The 16,655-nt window shown below is 37.1% G+C and carries 16 protein-coding genes; 11 read left to right on the plus strand and 5 right to left on the minus strand.

What is annotated here, in order from left to right:
- Positions 1-33 precede the first annotated feature (33 nt).
- Complete coding sequence (gene glpK, locus INT04_RS13475; protein ID WP_193016629.1) at positions 34-1,566, plus strand: glycerol kinase GlpK; 1,533 nt, start codon at positions 34-36, stop codon at positions 1,564-1,566.
- Positions 1,567-1,681: 115 nt separating this feature from the next.
- On the opposite strand, the gene emrD is transcribed toward glpK, so the two are convergent.
- Complete coding sequence (gene emrD / locus INT04_RS13480; RefSeq protein ID WP_193016630.1) at positions 1,682-2,866, minus strand: multidrug efflux MFS transporter EmrD; 1,185 nt, start codon at positions 2,864-2,866, stop codon at positions 1,682-1,684.
- Between the two features lie 337 nt (positions 2,867-3,203).
- On the opposite strand from emrD, the gene fpr reads away from it, so the two are divergent.
- Positions 3,204-3,950, plus strand: coding sequence for a ferredoxin--NADP(+) reductase (fpr, locus tag INT04_RS13485; protein ID WP_193016631.1), 747 nt, complete (start codon positions 3,204-3,206; stop codon positions 3,948-3,950).
- A 72-nt stretch (positions 3,951-4,022) separates the two neighbouring features.
- On the opposite strand, the gene INT04_RS13490 is transcribed toward fpr, so the two are convergent.
- Positions 4,023-4,454 carry a DUF805 domain-containing protein gene (locus tag INT04_RS13490; RefSeq protein WP_193016632.1) on the minus strand — a complete coding sequence of 144 codons (432 nt, stop codon included), beginning with the start codon at positions 4,452-4,454 and terminating at the stop codon, positions 4,023-4,025.
- Between the two features lie 97 nt (positions 4,455-4,551).
- Here INT04_RS13490 and INT04_RS13495 point away from each other — a divergent pair, with 97 nt between their 5' ends.
- Together INT04_RS13495 and tpiA are read left to right on the plus strand one after the other, a co-directional pair.
- Positions 4,552-5,187, plus strand: coding sequence for a DUF1454 family protein (locus INT04_RS13495; RefSeq protein ID WP_193016633.1), 636 nt, complete (start codon positions 4,552-4,554; stop codon positions 5,185-5,187).
- A gap of 106 nt (positions 5,188-5,293) precedes the next feature.
- The gene (gene tpiA / locus INT04_RS13500; RefSeq protein ID WP_193016634.1) at positions 5,294-6,064 is read left to right on the plus strand and encodes a triose-phosphate isomerase; all 771 of its coding nucleotides are present in this window, start codon (positions 5,294-5,296) and stop codon (positions 6,062-6,064) included.
- Between the two features lie 105 nt (positions 6,065-6,169).
- On the opposite strand, the gene INT04_RS13505 is transcribed toward tpiA, so the two are convergent.
- Together INT04_RS13505 and pfkA are read right to left on the minus strand one after the other, a co-directional pair.
- Positions 6,170-7,171, minus strand: a complete 1,002-nt coding sequence (locus tag INT04_RS13505; RefSeq protein ID WP_226894107.1) for a sulfate ABC transporter substrate-binding protein — start codon at positions 7,169-7,171, stop codon at positions 6,170-6,172.
- A gap of 264 nt (positions 7,172-7,435) precedes the next feature.
- The gene (pfkA, locus tag INT04_RS13510) at positions 7,436-8,413 is read right to left on the minus strand and encodes a 6-phosphofructokinase (protein WP_166539328.1); all 978 of its coding nucleotides are present in this window, start codon (positions 8,411-8,413) and stop codon (positions 7,436-7,438) included.
- A 534-nt stretch (positions 8,414-8,947) separates the two neighbouring features.
- Here pfkA and fabG point away from each other — a divergent pair.
- Complete coding sequence (gene fabG, locus INT04_RS13515; RefSeq protein WP_193016635.1) at positions 8,948-9,703, plus strand: 3-oxoacyl-ACP reductase FabG; 756 nt, start codon at positions 8,948-8,950, stop codon at positions 9,701-9,703.
- A gap of 137 nt (positions 9,704-9,840) precedes the next feature.
- On the opposite strand, the gene cpxP is transcribed toward fabG, so the two are convergent.
- Complete coding sequence (gene cpxP, locus INT04_RS13520) at positions 9,841-10,401, minus strand: cell-envelope stress modulator CpxP (protein ID WP_226894108.1); 561 nt, start codon at positions 10,399-10,401, stop codon at positions 9,841-9,843.
- Between the two features lie 186 nt (positions 10,402-10,587).
- On the opposite strand from cpxP, the gene cpxR reads away from it, so the two are divergent.
- The 6 genes from cpxR (at position 10,588) to INT04_RS13550 (ending at position 16,415) form a co-directional block, all read left to right on the plus strand.
- The gene (cpxR, locus tag INT04_RS13525) at positions 10,588-11,286 is read left to right on the plus strand and encodes an envelope stress response regulator transcription factor CpxR (RefSeq protein ID WP_193016636.1); all 699 of its coding nucleotides are present in this window, start codon (positions 10,588-10,590) and stop codon (positions 11,284-11,286) included.
- Between the two features lie 12 nt (positions 11,287-11,298).
- Positions 11,299-12,678 (plus strand): envelope stress sensor histidine kinase CpxA, encoded by a 1,380-nt coding sequence (gene cpxA / locus INT04_RS13530; RefSeq protein WP_193016637.1) that lies wholly within the window; start codon positions 11,299-11,301, stop codon positions 12,676-12,678.
- A 304-nt stretch (positions 12,679-12,982) separates the two neighbouring features.
- Complete coding sequence (locus tag INT04_RS13535) at positions 12,983-14,074, plus strand: DegT/DnrJ/EryC1/StrS family aminotransferase (RefSeq protein ID WP_193016638.1); 1,092 nt, start codon at positions 12,983-12,985, stop codon at positions 14,072-14,074.
- Between the two features lie 4 nt (positions 14,075-14,078).
- Positions 14,079-15,143, plus strand: coding sequence for a glycosyltransferase (locus INT04_RS13540; protein WP_193016639.1), 1,065 nt, complete (start codon positions 14,079-14,081; stop codon positions 15,141-15,143).
- Positions 15,140-15,832 (plus strand): WbqC family protein, encoded by a 693-nt coding sequence (locus INT04_RS13545; RefSeq protein ID WP_193016640.1) that lies wholly within the window; start codon positions 15,140-15,142, stop codon positions 15,830-15,832. Before INT04_RS13540 ends, INT04_RS13545 begins: the two co-directional genes overlap by 4 nt.
- Positions 15,833-15,839: 7 nt before the next feature.
- Complete coding sequence (locus INT04_RS13550; protein ID WP_193016641.1) at positions 15,840-16,415, plus strand: acyltransferase; 576 nt, start codon at positions 15,840-15,842, stop codon at positions 16,413-16,415.
- Positions 16,416-16,655: the final 240 nt, after the last annotated feature.

Raw genomic sequence — 16,655 nt, forward strand, 5'->3', positions numbered from 1 at the left:
CAATATTGTTGATTATCAGAACAGGTTACTAACATGACAACAGAAACAAATACATCAAATACCGAGAAAAAATATATTGTTGCACTTGATCAGGGCACAACAAGTTCACGTGCAGTGGTTATTGACCATGATGCGAATATCGTCAGTATTTCACAACGCGAATTTACTCAAATTTATCCTAAGCCAGGCTGGGTTGAGCACGATCCAATGGAAATTTGGGCAACACAAAGTGCAACCTTAGTCGAAGTATTAGCAAAAGCCGATATTCCCTCAGACCATGTGGCAGGTATTGGTATCACGAACCAACGTGAAACGACTATTGTTTGGGACAAAGAGACCGGCAAACCTGTTTATAATGCAATTGTATGGCAATGCCGCCGTACTGCTGACTTCTGTACCCGCTTAAAAGATAAAGAAGGTGTTGAAGAGTATATTCGCCAAAACACTGGATTAATGGTTGACCCTTATTTTTCAGGTACAAAACTCAAATGGATCCTCGATAACGTCGAGGGCGTTCGTGAAAAAGCCGAAAACGGTGAATTACTCTTTGGTACTGTCGATACTTGGTTAGTTTGGAAAATGACACAAGGTCGCGTCCATGTGACTGATTTTACTAACGCCTCACGAACAATGTTATTTAATATCCATTCGTTAGATTGGGATCAGAAGATCCTCGACCTACTGGATATTCCTCGTAGCATGCTACCTAAAGTGGTGCCATCTTCTGAAGTTTATGGCCAAACCAATATTGGTGGTAAAGGCGGTACACGTATTCCTATCGCAGGTATGGCAGGAGACCAACAAGCTGCACTTTATGGTCAACTCTGTGTACAAAGTGGTATGGCGAAAAATACCTACGGTACAGGTTGCTTCTTACTGATGAATACGGGTAAAGAAGCAGTACGTTCTAATCATGGTTTATTAACCACTATTTGCTGTGGCCCTCGTGGTGAAGTGAACTACGCACTAGAAGGTGCGGTGTTCGTGGGGGGAGCATCCATTCAATGGTTACGCGATGAGCTGAAACTCATTGATGAAGCCACTGACTCTGAATACTTTGCGACTAAGGTTAATGATACTAATGGTGTCTATGTTGTTCCTGCCTTTACCGGCTTAGGCGCACCTTATTGGGACCCGTATGCTCGCGGCGCTATCTTCGGTTTAACTCGTGGTGCTAACCGCAATCATATTATTCGTGCAACCTTAGAATCTATTGCTTACCAAACACGTGATGTTTTAGATGCAATGCAAGCCGACTCTGGTGCACGCTTACAATCACTGCGTGTTGATGGTGGTGCAGTTGCCAATAACTTCTTAATGCAATTCCAGTCTGATATTTTAGGCACTCGTGTAGAACGCCCTGTCGTCCGTGAAAGTACGGCGTTAGGTGCCGCATTCCTTGCTGGCCTTGCTATTGGTTTCTGGAATGATTTAGATGAAGTCAAAAATAAAGCCGCAATTGATAAAGAATTCCGCCCAGGTATTGAAACTACTGAGCGTAACTATCGCTATAACGGTTGGAAAAAAGCGGTTGCTCGCGCCCAAGAATGGGAAGATCGCGGCTAATTGCAGTAAAACGATTTGAGAGAGAAGTCGCCTAGGCTACAAAACCAAAATGCCGAGATATTTTTGAACTGACCCCAGTTTATCTCGGCATTTTTTTATTTAATTTGCTGTATGACTAAATCGTATGTTCTTCATGGTTAAAACGATGAGCCAAAGGAAGCCAACAAAGTACAATTGCGACTGACATAGAAAACATAATCAACCCTAAACTAAACTGGTTATGTTGTGGTAATAAAGCCGAAAACCACGTTGCAACACCTGAACCCACATTTTGTAATCCCCCCACTAACGCACCTGCTGAGCCAGCTAAATAAGGAAATGGCTCCATCGCCCCAGTAGTTGCTAATGGGAATAACATCCCTGCACCAAAGAAAAACAGTGCCGCAGGTACCAGCAATGTCCAAATATTGATGATATTTAACCAACCGGGTATCCACATTAAAATACCTGCAGATAAACAACAAAAAACAGAGTGCCACATCAATTGCACAAAAGTTTTACCTTCACGGCCTGCATACCAAGCACCAAAAAAGGCGGCAGGAATAGGCAAAATAAATAATATACTGATAGTGATACTATTTAAGCCTAACACCCCTCCCATTAACACACCGCTTGATGCCTCAAAAACAGCAATACCAGACAATGCACAAACCAGCATAATTAAAAATGCACTAAAGGTACTGTTTGAAAGCAATAAGTAAAATGATGACAACATTTTACGTTTCTCAACTTGTACAGGGCGTGTTTCTGGCATCCAGCGATACATACAAAACAGTACACTGGTTCCTAATAATAATAAGAAGATATAACACGCATGCCAGCCAAAGAAATGGGCAACAACCCCCCCAATCATGGGCGCTAATAATGGGCTAACTAAAACCCCCATATTTAACAAACTATTGGCGTAACGTAATGCAGTTCCGGTATATAAATCACGAGGTTGTGTCCGTGTCATCACCCCTGCAACGCCAGTTCCCATGCCTTGTAATGTACTGGCAATGACTAAAGTCGTTAAATTTTGTGAAAAAATTGCCACCAGTGTTGATAAGCAAAAAATCGTCATACCAACTAAAATAACTGGACGACGCCCTACTTTGTCAGAAATAGGTCCATAAATTAGCTGTGAAAAACCATAAGAAAAAAGATAGGCACCCATAACTTGCTGTACAGCGCCTGTTGGTTCACCAAAATAAACCGCCATATCAGCAATAACAGGAACGTAGATGGTTTGCGTCATTTGACCCACAGCAACCAGTGCAATTATCAATAATAATAAATTTGCATGTTCTAACTTTCTCATTTCTTTTCTTTGCTCAAGAATTTCAGATCAATAAATTAACGGACAGGCACACACTACAGAGAATTTATAAAAATAAACTCCGCAAAATGTACACGCTTTTAGAATGAGACTAAGTTAACAAATTTGGAGAAATTTGCGAGATAGCCAGCAATTTTTATCTATCGGCTAATGTCAGAGAATGACACCATTGTTGTCAATATAAATGTACATATTGTGTCATTGATTGACAAAATCTCAGATAAATAACATCACCACATCATCTTGATAAATAAAAAATCGCTTCCTATTTAGAATGAATAAGCGACATAAACGCGTTTATCAAAAGGAGATAACCTTTATGGCAAATTGGGTAAATGGAAAAGTGATCCAAGTTAATCGCTGGACTGATGCGTTAATGAGTCTTGTTGTAAATGCCCCTATTGATAAGTTTACAGCAGGACAATTTGCAAAATTAGCATTAGATATTAATGGCGAGCGAGTACAACGCGCCTACTCTTACGTTAATGCACCTAATGATCCTAATTTAGAATTCTATCTTGTGACTGTACCTGAGGGAAAATTAAGCCCAAACTTAGCCGCACTTAAGAGAGGTGATGACGTCCTTGTGACCGAACAAGCCAGTGGCTTTTTCGTATTAGATGAAGTTCCTACTGCCAATACACTTTGGATGCTTTCAACAGGAACCGCTATAGGCCCTTTTCTATCTATTTTACAATTAGGGCAAGATCTGGATAGATTTGAAAATATTGTTCTGGTTCATGCTGTTCGTTATGCGAATGACTTAAGTTATCTCCCTTTAATGGAAAAACTCGTTGAGCGTTACCAAGGAAAATTACGCATTCAAACCATTGTCAGCCGTGAAAATCACATTGGCTCATTAACAGGGCGTATTCCAGCATTAATTGAAAGTGGTGCTTTAGAAAAAACCGTTGGCTTAACTATCAGTCCAGAAGAGAGCCATATTATGTTATGTGGTAATCCGCAAATGGTCAGAGATACCCAACAACACTTAAAAGAACAACGAGAAATGCGTAAGCATTTACGACGCAAGCCAGGACATATCACGAGCGAACAATACTGGTAATATGAAAAAGAGAAATAAATAGGGGCAAATTTATCTATTTTGCCCCCTATTAATTTATTTTAATCAGCAAAATTAGCGCCAGCGACGGTAATTCACTTGCTCAGTTTGTTGACCAAAGTAGTTTTCACCGTCATTACCAACAAATACGCCGCAATCAAGCAACATAATCATTCCGATAAATGAAGGAAGAAAGCGCCCTATCGCCCATTGCCAAAATGGTTCTAAACTACTTGTATCCGTAAGTCCTAACATCACAGCAAGTAAGAGTAATAAAAGCCATATTCCTCTTTTATTTCGATCATGAAGTCTTTTGGTAAAAATGGCGCACAATGGATAAAGAATAAAAAGGATCAATATCCACGTTACAATGGCAGGTAATGGATAAACCACATCATTAATAATAAAAAGACCTAAAAAAAGAGCAAAACAGAATCCTAAACCCGCCCAAAAATCTCTGCGTCCAATTCGCCCTTTGAATGAAAATGCCCAATGTTGTAAGGTCATAAATTCTCAATAATCTACTTAATTCGTGAATTACACTGTCTATTTAGTATCAAATAATACAGACTACTCAATAACTGCACAGACAAGCGGAGGACAGATGATAAAAGAAAGCACACTTTCTACGTTATACCTGATAATCATAAGCATTGCTCTTTGTTTGCCAACTTCTGTTTTCGCAACAGGGATGTCTGTCGCACAAAAACAACCAATGAAAGAGGATATTGCTTATCTTAAACAAGATGCACCCGTTTTTGAGATAACCATTCCTGAGCTAAGAGCAAAATTCAATCAACAAAACCCCTTGTTATTGCTTAATGAATATAAAATTATTACTAATCACGATATTGCGATACCGCTTGTCAGAGCGGCTACTCGTATCACGCCTTATCTTTATTCTTCTGTAATATTAGAGCGTGGTAGTGAAAAAATTAAAAGCCTACAACTCACGCTTATCCACACACCTGATTCACCAGAGTTAGAAAAGAGAAATCGCGAGATCACCACTCAATATATTATGACTTTGGTCGCTCAATTTGACTCATCAATAACCCATGCACAAATTCAAGAAGTCCTCGATTTATTCGCGTTTAAAAACCAAACGCCTGCTTATGTTAGCCATAATGTGGGGGCTATTCGCTATATTATCGCGCATGAAGGTGAGCAATTAACAACCTTCGCCATCGAGCCGATTAAGCTTTCTTTAAACAGCAAGATCGTTTCAGCTATTCCGTGATAAAAAACAAAGCTATTCTATTCATTGTTCTCTATACTGTTGTGTATCAACAGAATTCGTGTTTATTAGCAAACTAAATTTAAACCACTCGGTTGGAGGAAAAGTTATGCGCCATCCATTAGTCATGGGTAACTGGAAACTCAACGGCAGCATTCATATGGTTCATGAATTAATTGCTGCGTTACGTAAAGAAGTGAGCGGTGTTGCAGGTTGTGATGTTGCTATCGCACCACCCGCAGTTTACCTATGTCAAGCACGCCATGAAATTGGTGGAAGCCGTATTGCATTAGGTGCTCAAGATACAGGTGTTAACTTATCTGGTGCTTTCACTGGTGAAACCTCAGCAGAAATGCTGAAAAATGTTGATGTTAAATACGTTATCATTGGTCACTCTGAGCGTCGCACTTATCATAAAGAATCAGATGAATTTGTTGCTCAAAAATTCGGCGTGTTAAAAGAGTTAGGTTTAACACCAGTATTATGTATTGGTGAAACCGAAGCAGAAAACGAAGCTGGCAAAACACAAGAAGTTTGTGCGCGCCAAATCGATGCTGTGTTAAATGCACACGGCGCTGCAGCATTTAAAGATGCCGTTATCGCTTATGAACCAATCTGGGCTATCGGTACAGGTAAATCTGCAACTCCAGCACAAGCTCAAGCTGTTCATAAATTTATTCGTGATCATATCGCGAAGAAAGATGCTGCTATCGCTGAACAAGTTATCATTCAATACGGTGGCTCTGTTAACGACAAAAATGCAGCAGAACTGTTTGGTCAACCAGACATCGATGGCGCATTAGTTGGTGGTGCTTCACTGAAAGCAGACGCCTTTGCCGTTATCGTTAAAGCAGCAGCACAAGCGAAAGCGAAAAAATAATTTTTATCTTTCTGGCCTATGCCATTAATGAATAAAAAATAGAGAAAATCACCTTACTGAGTATAAAACAGAAGGTGATTTTTTTATTTTTGACTTTATGACACATTAACGACGACTGATCTCATCAAACACACCGCCTGTCGCAAAATGTATTTTCTGTGCTGATTGCCAACCGTCAAAGACTTCATTAATCGTAAATAGCGTGAGTTTTGGAAAACTGCTTTGGTATTTCTCTGCAATGGCTTTATCTCTAGGGCGATAATAGTTTTTTGCTGCGATTTCTTGCCCTTGAGGCGAGTAAAGATAGTCTAAGTACGCTGTTGCGATTTCTCGTGTGCCGCGTTTATCAACAATCTTATCAACTACAGATACGGTAGGCTCAGCAAGAATAGAAACCGAAGGAGTGACTATTTCAAACTTATCGGCCCCTAATTCATTAATTGCTAACAATGCTTCGTTTTCCCATGCAATTAATACATCACCAATACCACGTTCAACAAACGTATTTGTCGCCCCTCTCGCGCCTGAATCTAATACTTCAACATTCTGATATAACGCTTTTACGAATGCTTTGGCTTTTTCACTGTCTTGATGATTCACTTTTAACCCATAACCCCACGCCGCGAGATAATTCCATCTTGCACCACCTGAAGTTTTAGGATTTGGTGTAATAATGGCAATGTTAGGTTTTATCAATGAATCCCAATCTGTTATCTGCTTAGGGTTTCCTTTTCTGACAAGAAAAACAATCGTTGAAGTGTAAGGTGCTGAGTTATCAGGTAATCGAGTTATCCATTGCTTATCAATGCTTCCTCTTTGTGCAATTGCATCAATATCATAGGCAAGCGCTAATGTCACAACATCGGCCTCAATACCATTAATCACCGATGTCGCTTGTTTTCCTGATCCCCCATGTGATTGGCGGATCGTCACATTATCACCCGTTTTTTGTTTCCAGTACTGGCTAAACGACGAGTTATATTGTTGATAAAGTTCTCGTGTTGGATCATAAGAGACATTCAATAACTGAATATCCTTAGCCCATAAATGGTCGGAAAAAAGTAATGTCACTAAAGTGAGCGATAATAAACCCCATTGTTTAAACATCGTTATCCATCCCCTATCGTTAAGTGTTTAGCTAGGCTGACAGAAATTTTTATAACGATGAAATAACAAAAAGCCGAGTGATAGACACAACCGGAATATAACGATTAATTCAAGGGGTCTAGAAGGAATTGGAGAAGATAAGATTGGCTAAATGAAATGTTTTCACTCGAGAAACTACTCTGACACAGAGACAATATGCATCAGAGCAGTTCACGAATAAGGATAGTGCTCAGAAAGACTAGGGTATTACAATAATACTACTGATTAATAAAGCTTTTTAGCTGTTTCATACCAGTCAGCTTTAAAGACACGTTTCATATTCATAACCGCATCAATAATATCATGGTGAACCAGTTTTTCGTTTTGAATACCGACACAACGACCGCCATAACCTTCTAATAGCAGTTGTACCGAATATGCACCCATACGTGAAGCTAAAATACGATCGTAAGCAACGGGAGAACCACCACGTTGAATATGGCCTAAAACTGTTGCGCGCGTTTCATGTTTTGTTTCAGCTTCAATAAAACGAGCTAACTCATGAACATCACACACATGCTCTGTGATTGCGACAATCGCATGGCGTTTACCGCGCTCAATACCTGCTTTGATTTCTGCAAGCAATTCATCACGGTCAAATGGCAATTCTGCTTCAGGTAAAACAACAAATTCACATCCGCCAGCAATAGCAGCAGAAAGTGTTAAATCACCACAGTAACGGCCCATGACTTCAACGATTGAGATACGTTTATGAGAAGTTGATGTATCGCGTAAGCGGTCAATTGCTTCAACGGCTGTTTCTAGTGCAGTAAAATAACCGATCGTGTAGTCAGTACCCGCAACATCATTATCAATAGTGCCCGGCAAACCAATACATGGAAAACCTGCTTCCGTTAATTTTTTCGCACCTAAATAAGAACCATCACCACCAATAACCACTAATGCATCCAGCTCATTTTGTTTCATGTTTTCAATGGCAACAGCACGCACATTGTCTTCACGGAATTCAGGGAAACGAGCAGAACCAAGGAATGTACCACCACGGTTGATCATATCTGACACGCTAAAACGGTCGAGTTTTTTCATGCGATTTTCATATAGGCCCATATAGCCATCCATAATCCCATAAACCTCTAAACCTTCACTTAGTGCGGCACGAACAACACCACGGATTGCGGCATTCATACCTGGTGCATCACCACCACTTGTTAAAACCCCAATTCTTTTGATCCCATTGACCATGATTACCTCTGATTCTTATTCGATGTAATTATTGCAAAATTGTTGGAATAACTTTTTATCTCAATACCGGCTTGTCTGGTGTAATTTACCGATATCGCAAATGCTGAATTGATTCAACAATACCATTGTACGCATATTTTTTACCAGTTCATCATTATCGTACATTTTTTTTCATAAACTTGATGCGTATTAAACTAATCAGATAGCCTGTATAAAGATTATACTAGCCTATCTCAAATGTGTTTAACTAATAAGTTAACACTTTTTATACAGACACTTTACTGCCTTTTTGCATTCATCTCAAAAAAACGCTATTTATGCTAAAAAATAGCATCGGCATATTTTGATAAATATTCAGTTTTTCTCAGATGTAATATTTTATCTGCCATTTATCTCCCTATTTTGTGATGTGATCAATTCAAAGAAAAAAATCCTCTAAGGTACATTTGTGACTTATAACAAAGTTTTTCGATTGATTCTCCGCTTTTTAACCTAGACTGATACAGTAGAACTCACACTATCATAGGAGGTTTTATGTTTGATTTAACGGGTAAAATCGCTTTAGTTTCTGGTGGCGCAAAAGGCATTGGTAAAGGCATTGTCATCGCCCTAAAAAACAGTGGCGCTAAGGTGATTATTGCGGATATTGATGATGTTGCTGGCCATAAAACAAAACAAGAATTAAATGTCGATTTTATGCACCTTGATGTTACTCATCAATCTGCCTGTGAGAAAGTGATTGATGATGTTGTGAAAGAGTACGGCAAACTCGATATTCTTTGTTCCAATACGGGCATTTTCCCTCAAGCAACGATTAAAGAAATGACAGAAGCTGACTGGGATAAAATGCATACCGTAAACTTAAAAGGTATGTTCTTTTTAGTGAAAGCCGCACTTCGCGTAATGGAAAAGCAAAAGCAAGGCCGCGTTATTATTACTTCTTCCATTACAGGTGCCATTACGGGTTATCCGGGTTGGAGCCACTACGGCGCAAGTAAAGCAGGGCAATTGGGCTTTATGCGCAGTGCAGCACTGGAATATGCACGTCATGGCATTACCATTAATGCCGTGATGCCAGGAAATATCCTCACCGAAGGCTTACAAGCCCAAGGTGAAGCGTATTTAAATCAGATGAAAGCATCTATTCCAACACATACCTTAGGTGAACCTGAAGATATCGGCTACGCAGCCGCTTTCTTTGCCTCAAATGAAGCAAAATATATTACAGGTCAGACAATTATCGTCGATGGCGGACAGATTTTACCTGAATCGCCAGAGGCGTTGTTGTAGATTTTGGATAAAAAAAAAGCCCCTCTCCAGAGGGGCTGCAAAAGACAGGGATGGTGTCTATGGCAAGGAAAAAACTTCGTTGTTGCTACTTACTCTCTAACTAGGTACTGCTCACTACACTCTTACTTACTTCATGACTAATTCTGTTGACCTTGTTGGTCAAAATCTGACATTTGCTGTTGGTAATTCTTTTCCAACTGTGCTTTCTGTTCTGGGGTTAATAACTGGTACATCTGATTATGGACTTTTGCCATTTCTACATGGCGTTCAATCGCTTGTTTGTCCATATCTTGCATTTGTGCTCTAACTGCGGCTTCATCAAATTGAGATGCGGTAACTAATTTATGCATACTGTCATGACGCTGGCGATAATTTCCGTTATATCTGTCTTGATGATGCTGGCGCATTAAATCGCGCATTTGTGTACGTTGCTGCTCAGTTAATGTAATTCCGTTAAACATACGAGATTCGCCATAATTGCGATCCATCATATGCCCACCGTTATTCATCATATGACCACGTTGCCCGCGGTGCCCTCTATAATCACGATCGCCATGCATACCATAGCCATAACCGCAGTGATTATTACCATTATACTGTTGCTCAGTAGGCGGATTGGTATTTACGGTTTCTGCTAATACCACCGTCGGAGCTGCCAAAAACATTGATGCTAATGCAACTACTGCTACTTTACGCATTGCTCTTACTCCTAAACGCGGTAATTAATACCGACCTAATTAATGCTACCTAAATATGTGTAATTCTTTGCTATGTGGATTACTATACAGTCGCGGCTGCAAACTAGCGTCAGAGCGTGTAAAAGAACGTAAAGTCATAGATTCGCGCTATTTATTATCGTATTTTTCTCTTGGAGGAATTGACGAATGCATAAAATCTTATTAGTGGATGACGATCGCGAATTAACATCGCTATTGAAAGAATTGCTTGAAATGGAAGGCTTTGATGTTGTAATCGCCTCTGATGGCGAACAAGCACTTAAACTTTTGGATGCTTCTATCGACTTGTTATTACTGGATATTATGATGCCACGTAAAAACGGGATTGAGACACTCAAAGAGTTACGCCAAAATTTCCAGACACCTGTCATTATGTTAACGGCAAGAGGCAGTGATCTTGACCGAGTACTTGGTTTAGAGCTAGGTGCTGATGACTATTTACCAAAACCTTTTAATGATAGAGAACTTGTTGCTCGTATCAGAGCTATTTTGCGCCGTTCTAACTGGAGCGAGCAAAAACAGACTGATGGCAATACCTCTCCAACATTACAGGTCGATAAATTGCAACTTAATCCAGGCCGACAAGAAGCGAGTTTTGATAACGAACCGTTAGAGTTAACAGGAACGGAGTTTACCTTGCTTTATCTTCTTGCTCAGCATTTAGGACAAGTCGTATCACGCGAACATCTCAGTCAAGAAGTGCTTGGCAAGCGCTTAACGCCTTTCGATAGAGCGATTGATATGCATATTTCCAATTTACGCCGTAAATTACCAGAAAGAACAGATGGACAACCGTGGTTTAAGACTTTACGAGGTCGCGGTTATCTGATGGTTTCAATAACTTGATAAATATTCTTTATGATAAATAGTCTGTCAGCGCGTATTTTCGCAATATTCTGGCTGACGCTAGCATTAGTTCTAATGCTAGTTATGATGGTTCCAAAGCTGGACTCGCGCCAGCTTACTCCTCTTTTAGAGAATGAGTACCGTCAAGGCGTTATGCTAGAACAACATATAGAAGCCGAATTAGCTCAAGATCCCGCTAACGATCTCCTTTGGTGGCGTCGATTAATTCGCGCTATTGATAAATGGGCCCCCCCTGGGCAACGTTTAATTATTGTGACCAGTGAAGGCCGTATTATCGGTGCTCAACGTAATGAGATGCAGGTTGTCAGGAATTTTATTGGTCAATCTGATAACGCTGATCATCCCAAAAAGAAAAAATATGGTCGCTCTGAGATGTTAGGGCCATTTTCAGTAAGAGATGGTGAAGATCATTACCAACTTTATCTTGTACGTCCATCAAGTAGTCCTCAATCTGACTTTATCAACTTATTATTTGATAAACCGTTATTACTACTGATATTCACTATGCTTATCAGCACACCATTATTAGTGTGGCTCTCTTGGAGTTTAGCAAAACCCGCCAGACAGCTTAAAAATGCTGCTGATGACGTTGCCAGAGGCAATCTGCGCCCTCACCCTGAACTAGAAACCGGTCCTCAAGAGTTTTTAGCTGCAGGTACCAGCTTTAATCAGATGATAAGTGCGCTTGAACGTATGGTTGCAGCACAGCAGCGTTTGATTTCGGATATCTCTCATGAACTACGTACACCATTAACACGCTTACAATTAGCGAGTGCACTATTACGTCGCCGTAATGGAGAGAGTAAAGAGCTAGAGCGTATTGAAACCGAGACTCAGCGCCTTGACGGCATGATTAATGACTTACTGGTGCTTTCGCGTAATCAATATAAAAATGAGTTATTACGTGAAACTGTAAAAGCGAATGAGTTGTGGGATGACATTTTAGATAACGCAAAATTCGAGGCCGAACAAAGTAATAAGACGTTGCAAGTGACCACGCCTCCGGGAGCATGGTCGATTTACTGTAACCCTTATTCACTGGCGAGTGCATTTGAAAATATTGTGCGTAATGCCTTACGTTATTCAAATTCTCGCATAGAAGTTGCCTTTACTGAACAAAATCAAGGTATCACGATTATTGTTGATGATGACGGCCCAGGCGTTAGCCCAGAGGATAGAGAACATATCTTCCGACCATTCTATCGAACAGATGAAGCAAGAGACCGTGAATCAGGTGGCACAGGCTTAGGATTAGCCATTGTAGAAACAGCCGTAAGCCAACATCGAGGCCATGTTAAAGCCGATGATAGCCCATTAGGTGGGTTAAGGGTTGAGATTTGGTTACCGAGAGCTGGGGCTGGTAATAAGTAAATGATATTTTAACTAATTATTAATTTATTGTTCCTAGAAACCACCCAGTATTAACAACTGGATGGTTTCTTATTTTATAAATTACCTATTACACCATACAATTAAATAATATTTAAATATCAACATATTATTAATATTTAATAATAAATCTATTTTTTGCTAAATTTGATAAAACTATTTTTATATACTTCATTTTAAGCTTAATTTATCTATATAATGCATAATATGATAACTACATATATCATGAACTCTGGGTACTTTCCCAGTGCGGTAGCTATACCTTTAGCCTTCAGAGAAAATATTTATGAATACAATAACTGTCACAAGCCCATTATTCCCGCCATTAGAAACATTAGAACCCTACTTAAAAGATATATGGAATAAAAAATGGCTAACTAATAATGGTTACTATCATCAATGTCTTGAAAATGCGCTTTGTGAATACCTAGATGTCCCTTACATCAGTTTATACTCGAATGGAACGTTAGCCTTAATTGCAGCAATAAATGTTTTGAAACTAAAAGGTGAAATAATAACAACACCATATAGCTTTGTTGCAACAAGCCATTCTTTATTACATAGCAATATAACTCCTATATTTGTAGATATAGAGCCTGATACCTACAATATAGATCCAGGTAAAATAGAAGCCGCAATCACAGATAAAACAAGTGCAATTTTACCCGTTCATGTTTATGGTCGCCCATGTAATTATGAAGCAATACAAAAAATTGCAGATAAGTATAACATTCCTGTCATTTATGATGCAGCTCATGCCTTTGGTGTTAAAGAGAATAACCGATCAATATTAAACAAAGGTGATCTATCTATTTTAAGTTTTCACGCAACTAAAACTTACTCTACCATTGAAGGGGGAGCCATTATTTGTCACACCAAAGAAATGAAAGAAAAACTCGATAGATATAAAAACTTTGGTTACACAAATGAAACAGTAATTGATGAATTAGGCATTAATGCAAAACTCAATGAAGTACAAGCTGCATTTGGTCTAGCCACATTAAATTATATCGATGAAGCAATAGATAAAAGAAAAAAAGTCTCTGAATTTTACCACTCGAACTTAAGTAATATATCTGGCATTAATCTACCTAATATACCAGAAAGTCTAACATGGAATTATTCTTATTACCCTATAATAATAGATAAGAATAAATATGGGAAAACAAGAGATGAACTTTATCTTGAGTTAAAAGAAAATAATATTATAAGTCGCCGATATTTTTATCCATTAATCACTGATTTTAATATTTACAACCAATATAAAGTAGAAACACCAATAGCAAAAAAAATATCTGAAAGTGTTATTTGCCTACCAATTCATCACTTATTAAGTGATGACGATTTAAATAGAATCATAAATATTATTAAAAGCTAAAAAAATGATAATAAACAAGTTAAAAACACCTCTCACTGAAAAAGAAATAGTCAATAAGTGGAACTCTGGAGAGGTTATCGTTAGTGTAATATGTTGTACATATAATCAAGAAAAATATATAGAAGATACTATACTTGGCGTACTTTGCCAAAACACAAGTTTTAGATATGAATTTATTATACATGATGATTGCTCTACAGATTCAACATCAAAGATAATAAAAAAATATGTAGATAACTACCCTAATATAATTAAACACATCATTCCACCTAAAAATATTTACTCACAAGGAATACAACCTGGAATTAATGCATTCTCATTTACAAAAGGGAAATATATTGCTCTATGTGAAGGTGATGATTTTTGGATAGATGAAAATAAAATAACAAAACAAGTTACAATTTTAGAAAAAGAAAAAAGCATTAATTTATGTTTTAGTTCAGCTTATACACTACAACAAAATGGGAAAATAGACATTATTGCAAATTATTATGATCAAATTTTTATCTCATCTCCTTCCACTGTTATTCGTCAAGGTGGGGCATATATGCCCACTGCTTCTATTATATTTAGAAGAGAAATTTTTACATTATTTAAAGATAATTTTTCAAAAGCCTCCATTGGTGACTATTACTGCCAAATACTTGGTAGTATGGGAAAGGGAGCTATATATATACCAGATATTACATGCGTCTATCGTATCAGCTCCGTAGGCTCTTGGTCTGAAGGAAGAAAAAACATTAATAAAGAATTTTTAATTTCAGAAATAAGTGAATACGAAAAATATCTATATAAATTAATTAAATTAGGTGCAGATAAAAAAGATATAAATTTCGCATTAGCTGATCTCATAAGAATGAATGCCAATGAACTATTTATTAGAAAAGAATGGGATAGTAGCAAGCGGTTAATTATAAAATCTTGGAATACTTATAATAACATAAACAGAAATCAAAAAAAAATATATTTTTATAGACGATTTTTGCCTATTCTATTTTTACGCGAGAAAATAAAAAGGTCATTAAAGAAAATAAAAACTCAAATAAACATCAGGAAAAAATCACGATGAAATTAGCAGTTATGCAACCATATCTTTTCCCATATATAGGGTACTATCAGTTAGCTTATTGTAATGATATATTTGTATTCTATGATGATGTTAACTATATAAAGAATGGTTATATAAACAGAAACAGCATATTAACTAAAAATGGAATTCAATTATTCACACTTCCAGTAATAAAAGCATCTAGTTTTAAAAAAATAAATGAACTTTACTTTCAAGAAAACATAAAAAAAATATTAACATCTATATATCAAAATTATTCTAAAGCCCCCTATTTTTCTTTTGTTTATCCTATAATTGAAAAAATATTAACCACTAATGATAGAAATGTTGCCAACATCACATCATTATCAGTTATTAAGGTATTTGAATACCTTTCATTAAATTTCAATTATAAATTTTCATCAACCATAGATTATGAACGAACCAATAGTGCTCAAGAAAAAATATATAATTTATGCAAGATACATAATGCGAAAAAATATATAAATTCAATTGGGGGAATGAAGCTTTACAATAAAGAAGAATTTAAAAAAAGAAATATAGAATTAGGATTTATTGAATCATCAATCACAAGTTATTCACAAATAACTTCATCTACCTTTATAGGTAATTTGTCAATGATTGATATTCTAATGAACTGCAGTAAAGATGAAATAATTAATCAACTCAATAATTTTAAAATTATATAGGCTAAACATGTCATTCTATACTCAAGAGCAATTATTAAAGATTGGTTTCAAAAGTATTGGAGAAAATTGTAAAATAAGCACAAAAATATCCATATATAGACCAGAAGAAATTGAAATTGGAAATGACTGCCGTATCGATGATTTCGTTATTTTATCTGGAAAAATTCATTTAAAAAAAAACATTCATATTGCCGCATTTTGTAATCTAAGTGCAGGCGAATGCGGTATTTTATTTGAAGACTTTTCTGGATTAGCATATGGTTGTCATGTATTTACTGGAACCGATGACTATAGTGGTAGAACAATGACAAATCCAACCGTACCGTTGAAATATAAAGGGCTAAAAGAAAAAAATATTATAATTGGGAAGCATGCAATTATAGGAACAAACTCAATCATTATGCCTGGTGTTAATATTGCAGAAGGTACAGCGGTTGGAGCTCTGTCTATGGTTACAAAAAGTACAAAACCATGGGGAATATATTTTGGGAATCCAGCAAAAAGAATCAAAGAAAGAAAAAAAGACTTATTAAATTTAGAAAAAGAGTACTTGGAAAGTAAAAAAAATCATAATAAAGGATAATTTTTTGATAAAAATACTAAATAATTCATTTTACTAATATAAAAATAATTTTTATCTGATCAATTCTGATGCTATTAACTCATACAAATCCTAGCTAGCATCCATTTTGTATCAATATTATTAGCTAAAAAACTATCTATTATTAATCAGCTACTTCTATTGATACAATCCCTACGCTTTGATTTTTCTGCTTAGTATTTTATGTTTATCCAATAACTAGATAAAATTATAATAGATCTA

It is taken from the genome of Proteus sp. FME41, from assembly GCF_014897315.1.
GTDB lineage: Bacteria > Pseudomonadota > Gammaproteobacteria > Enterobacterales > Enterobacteriaceae > Proteus.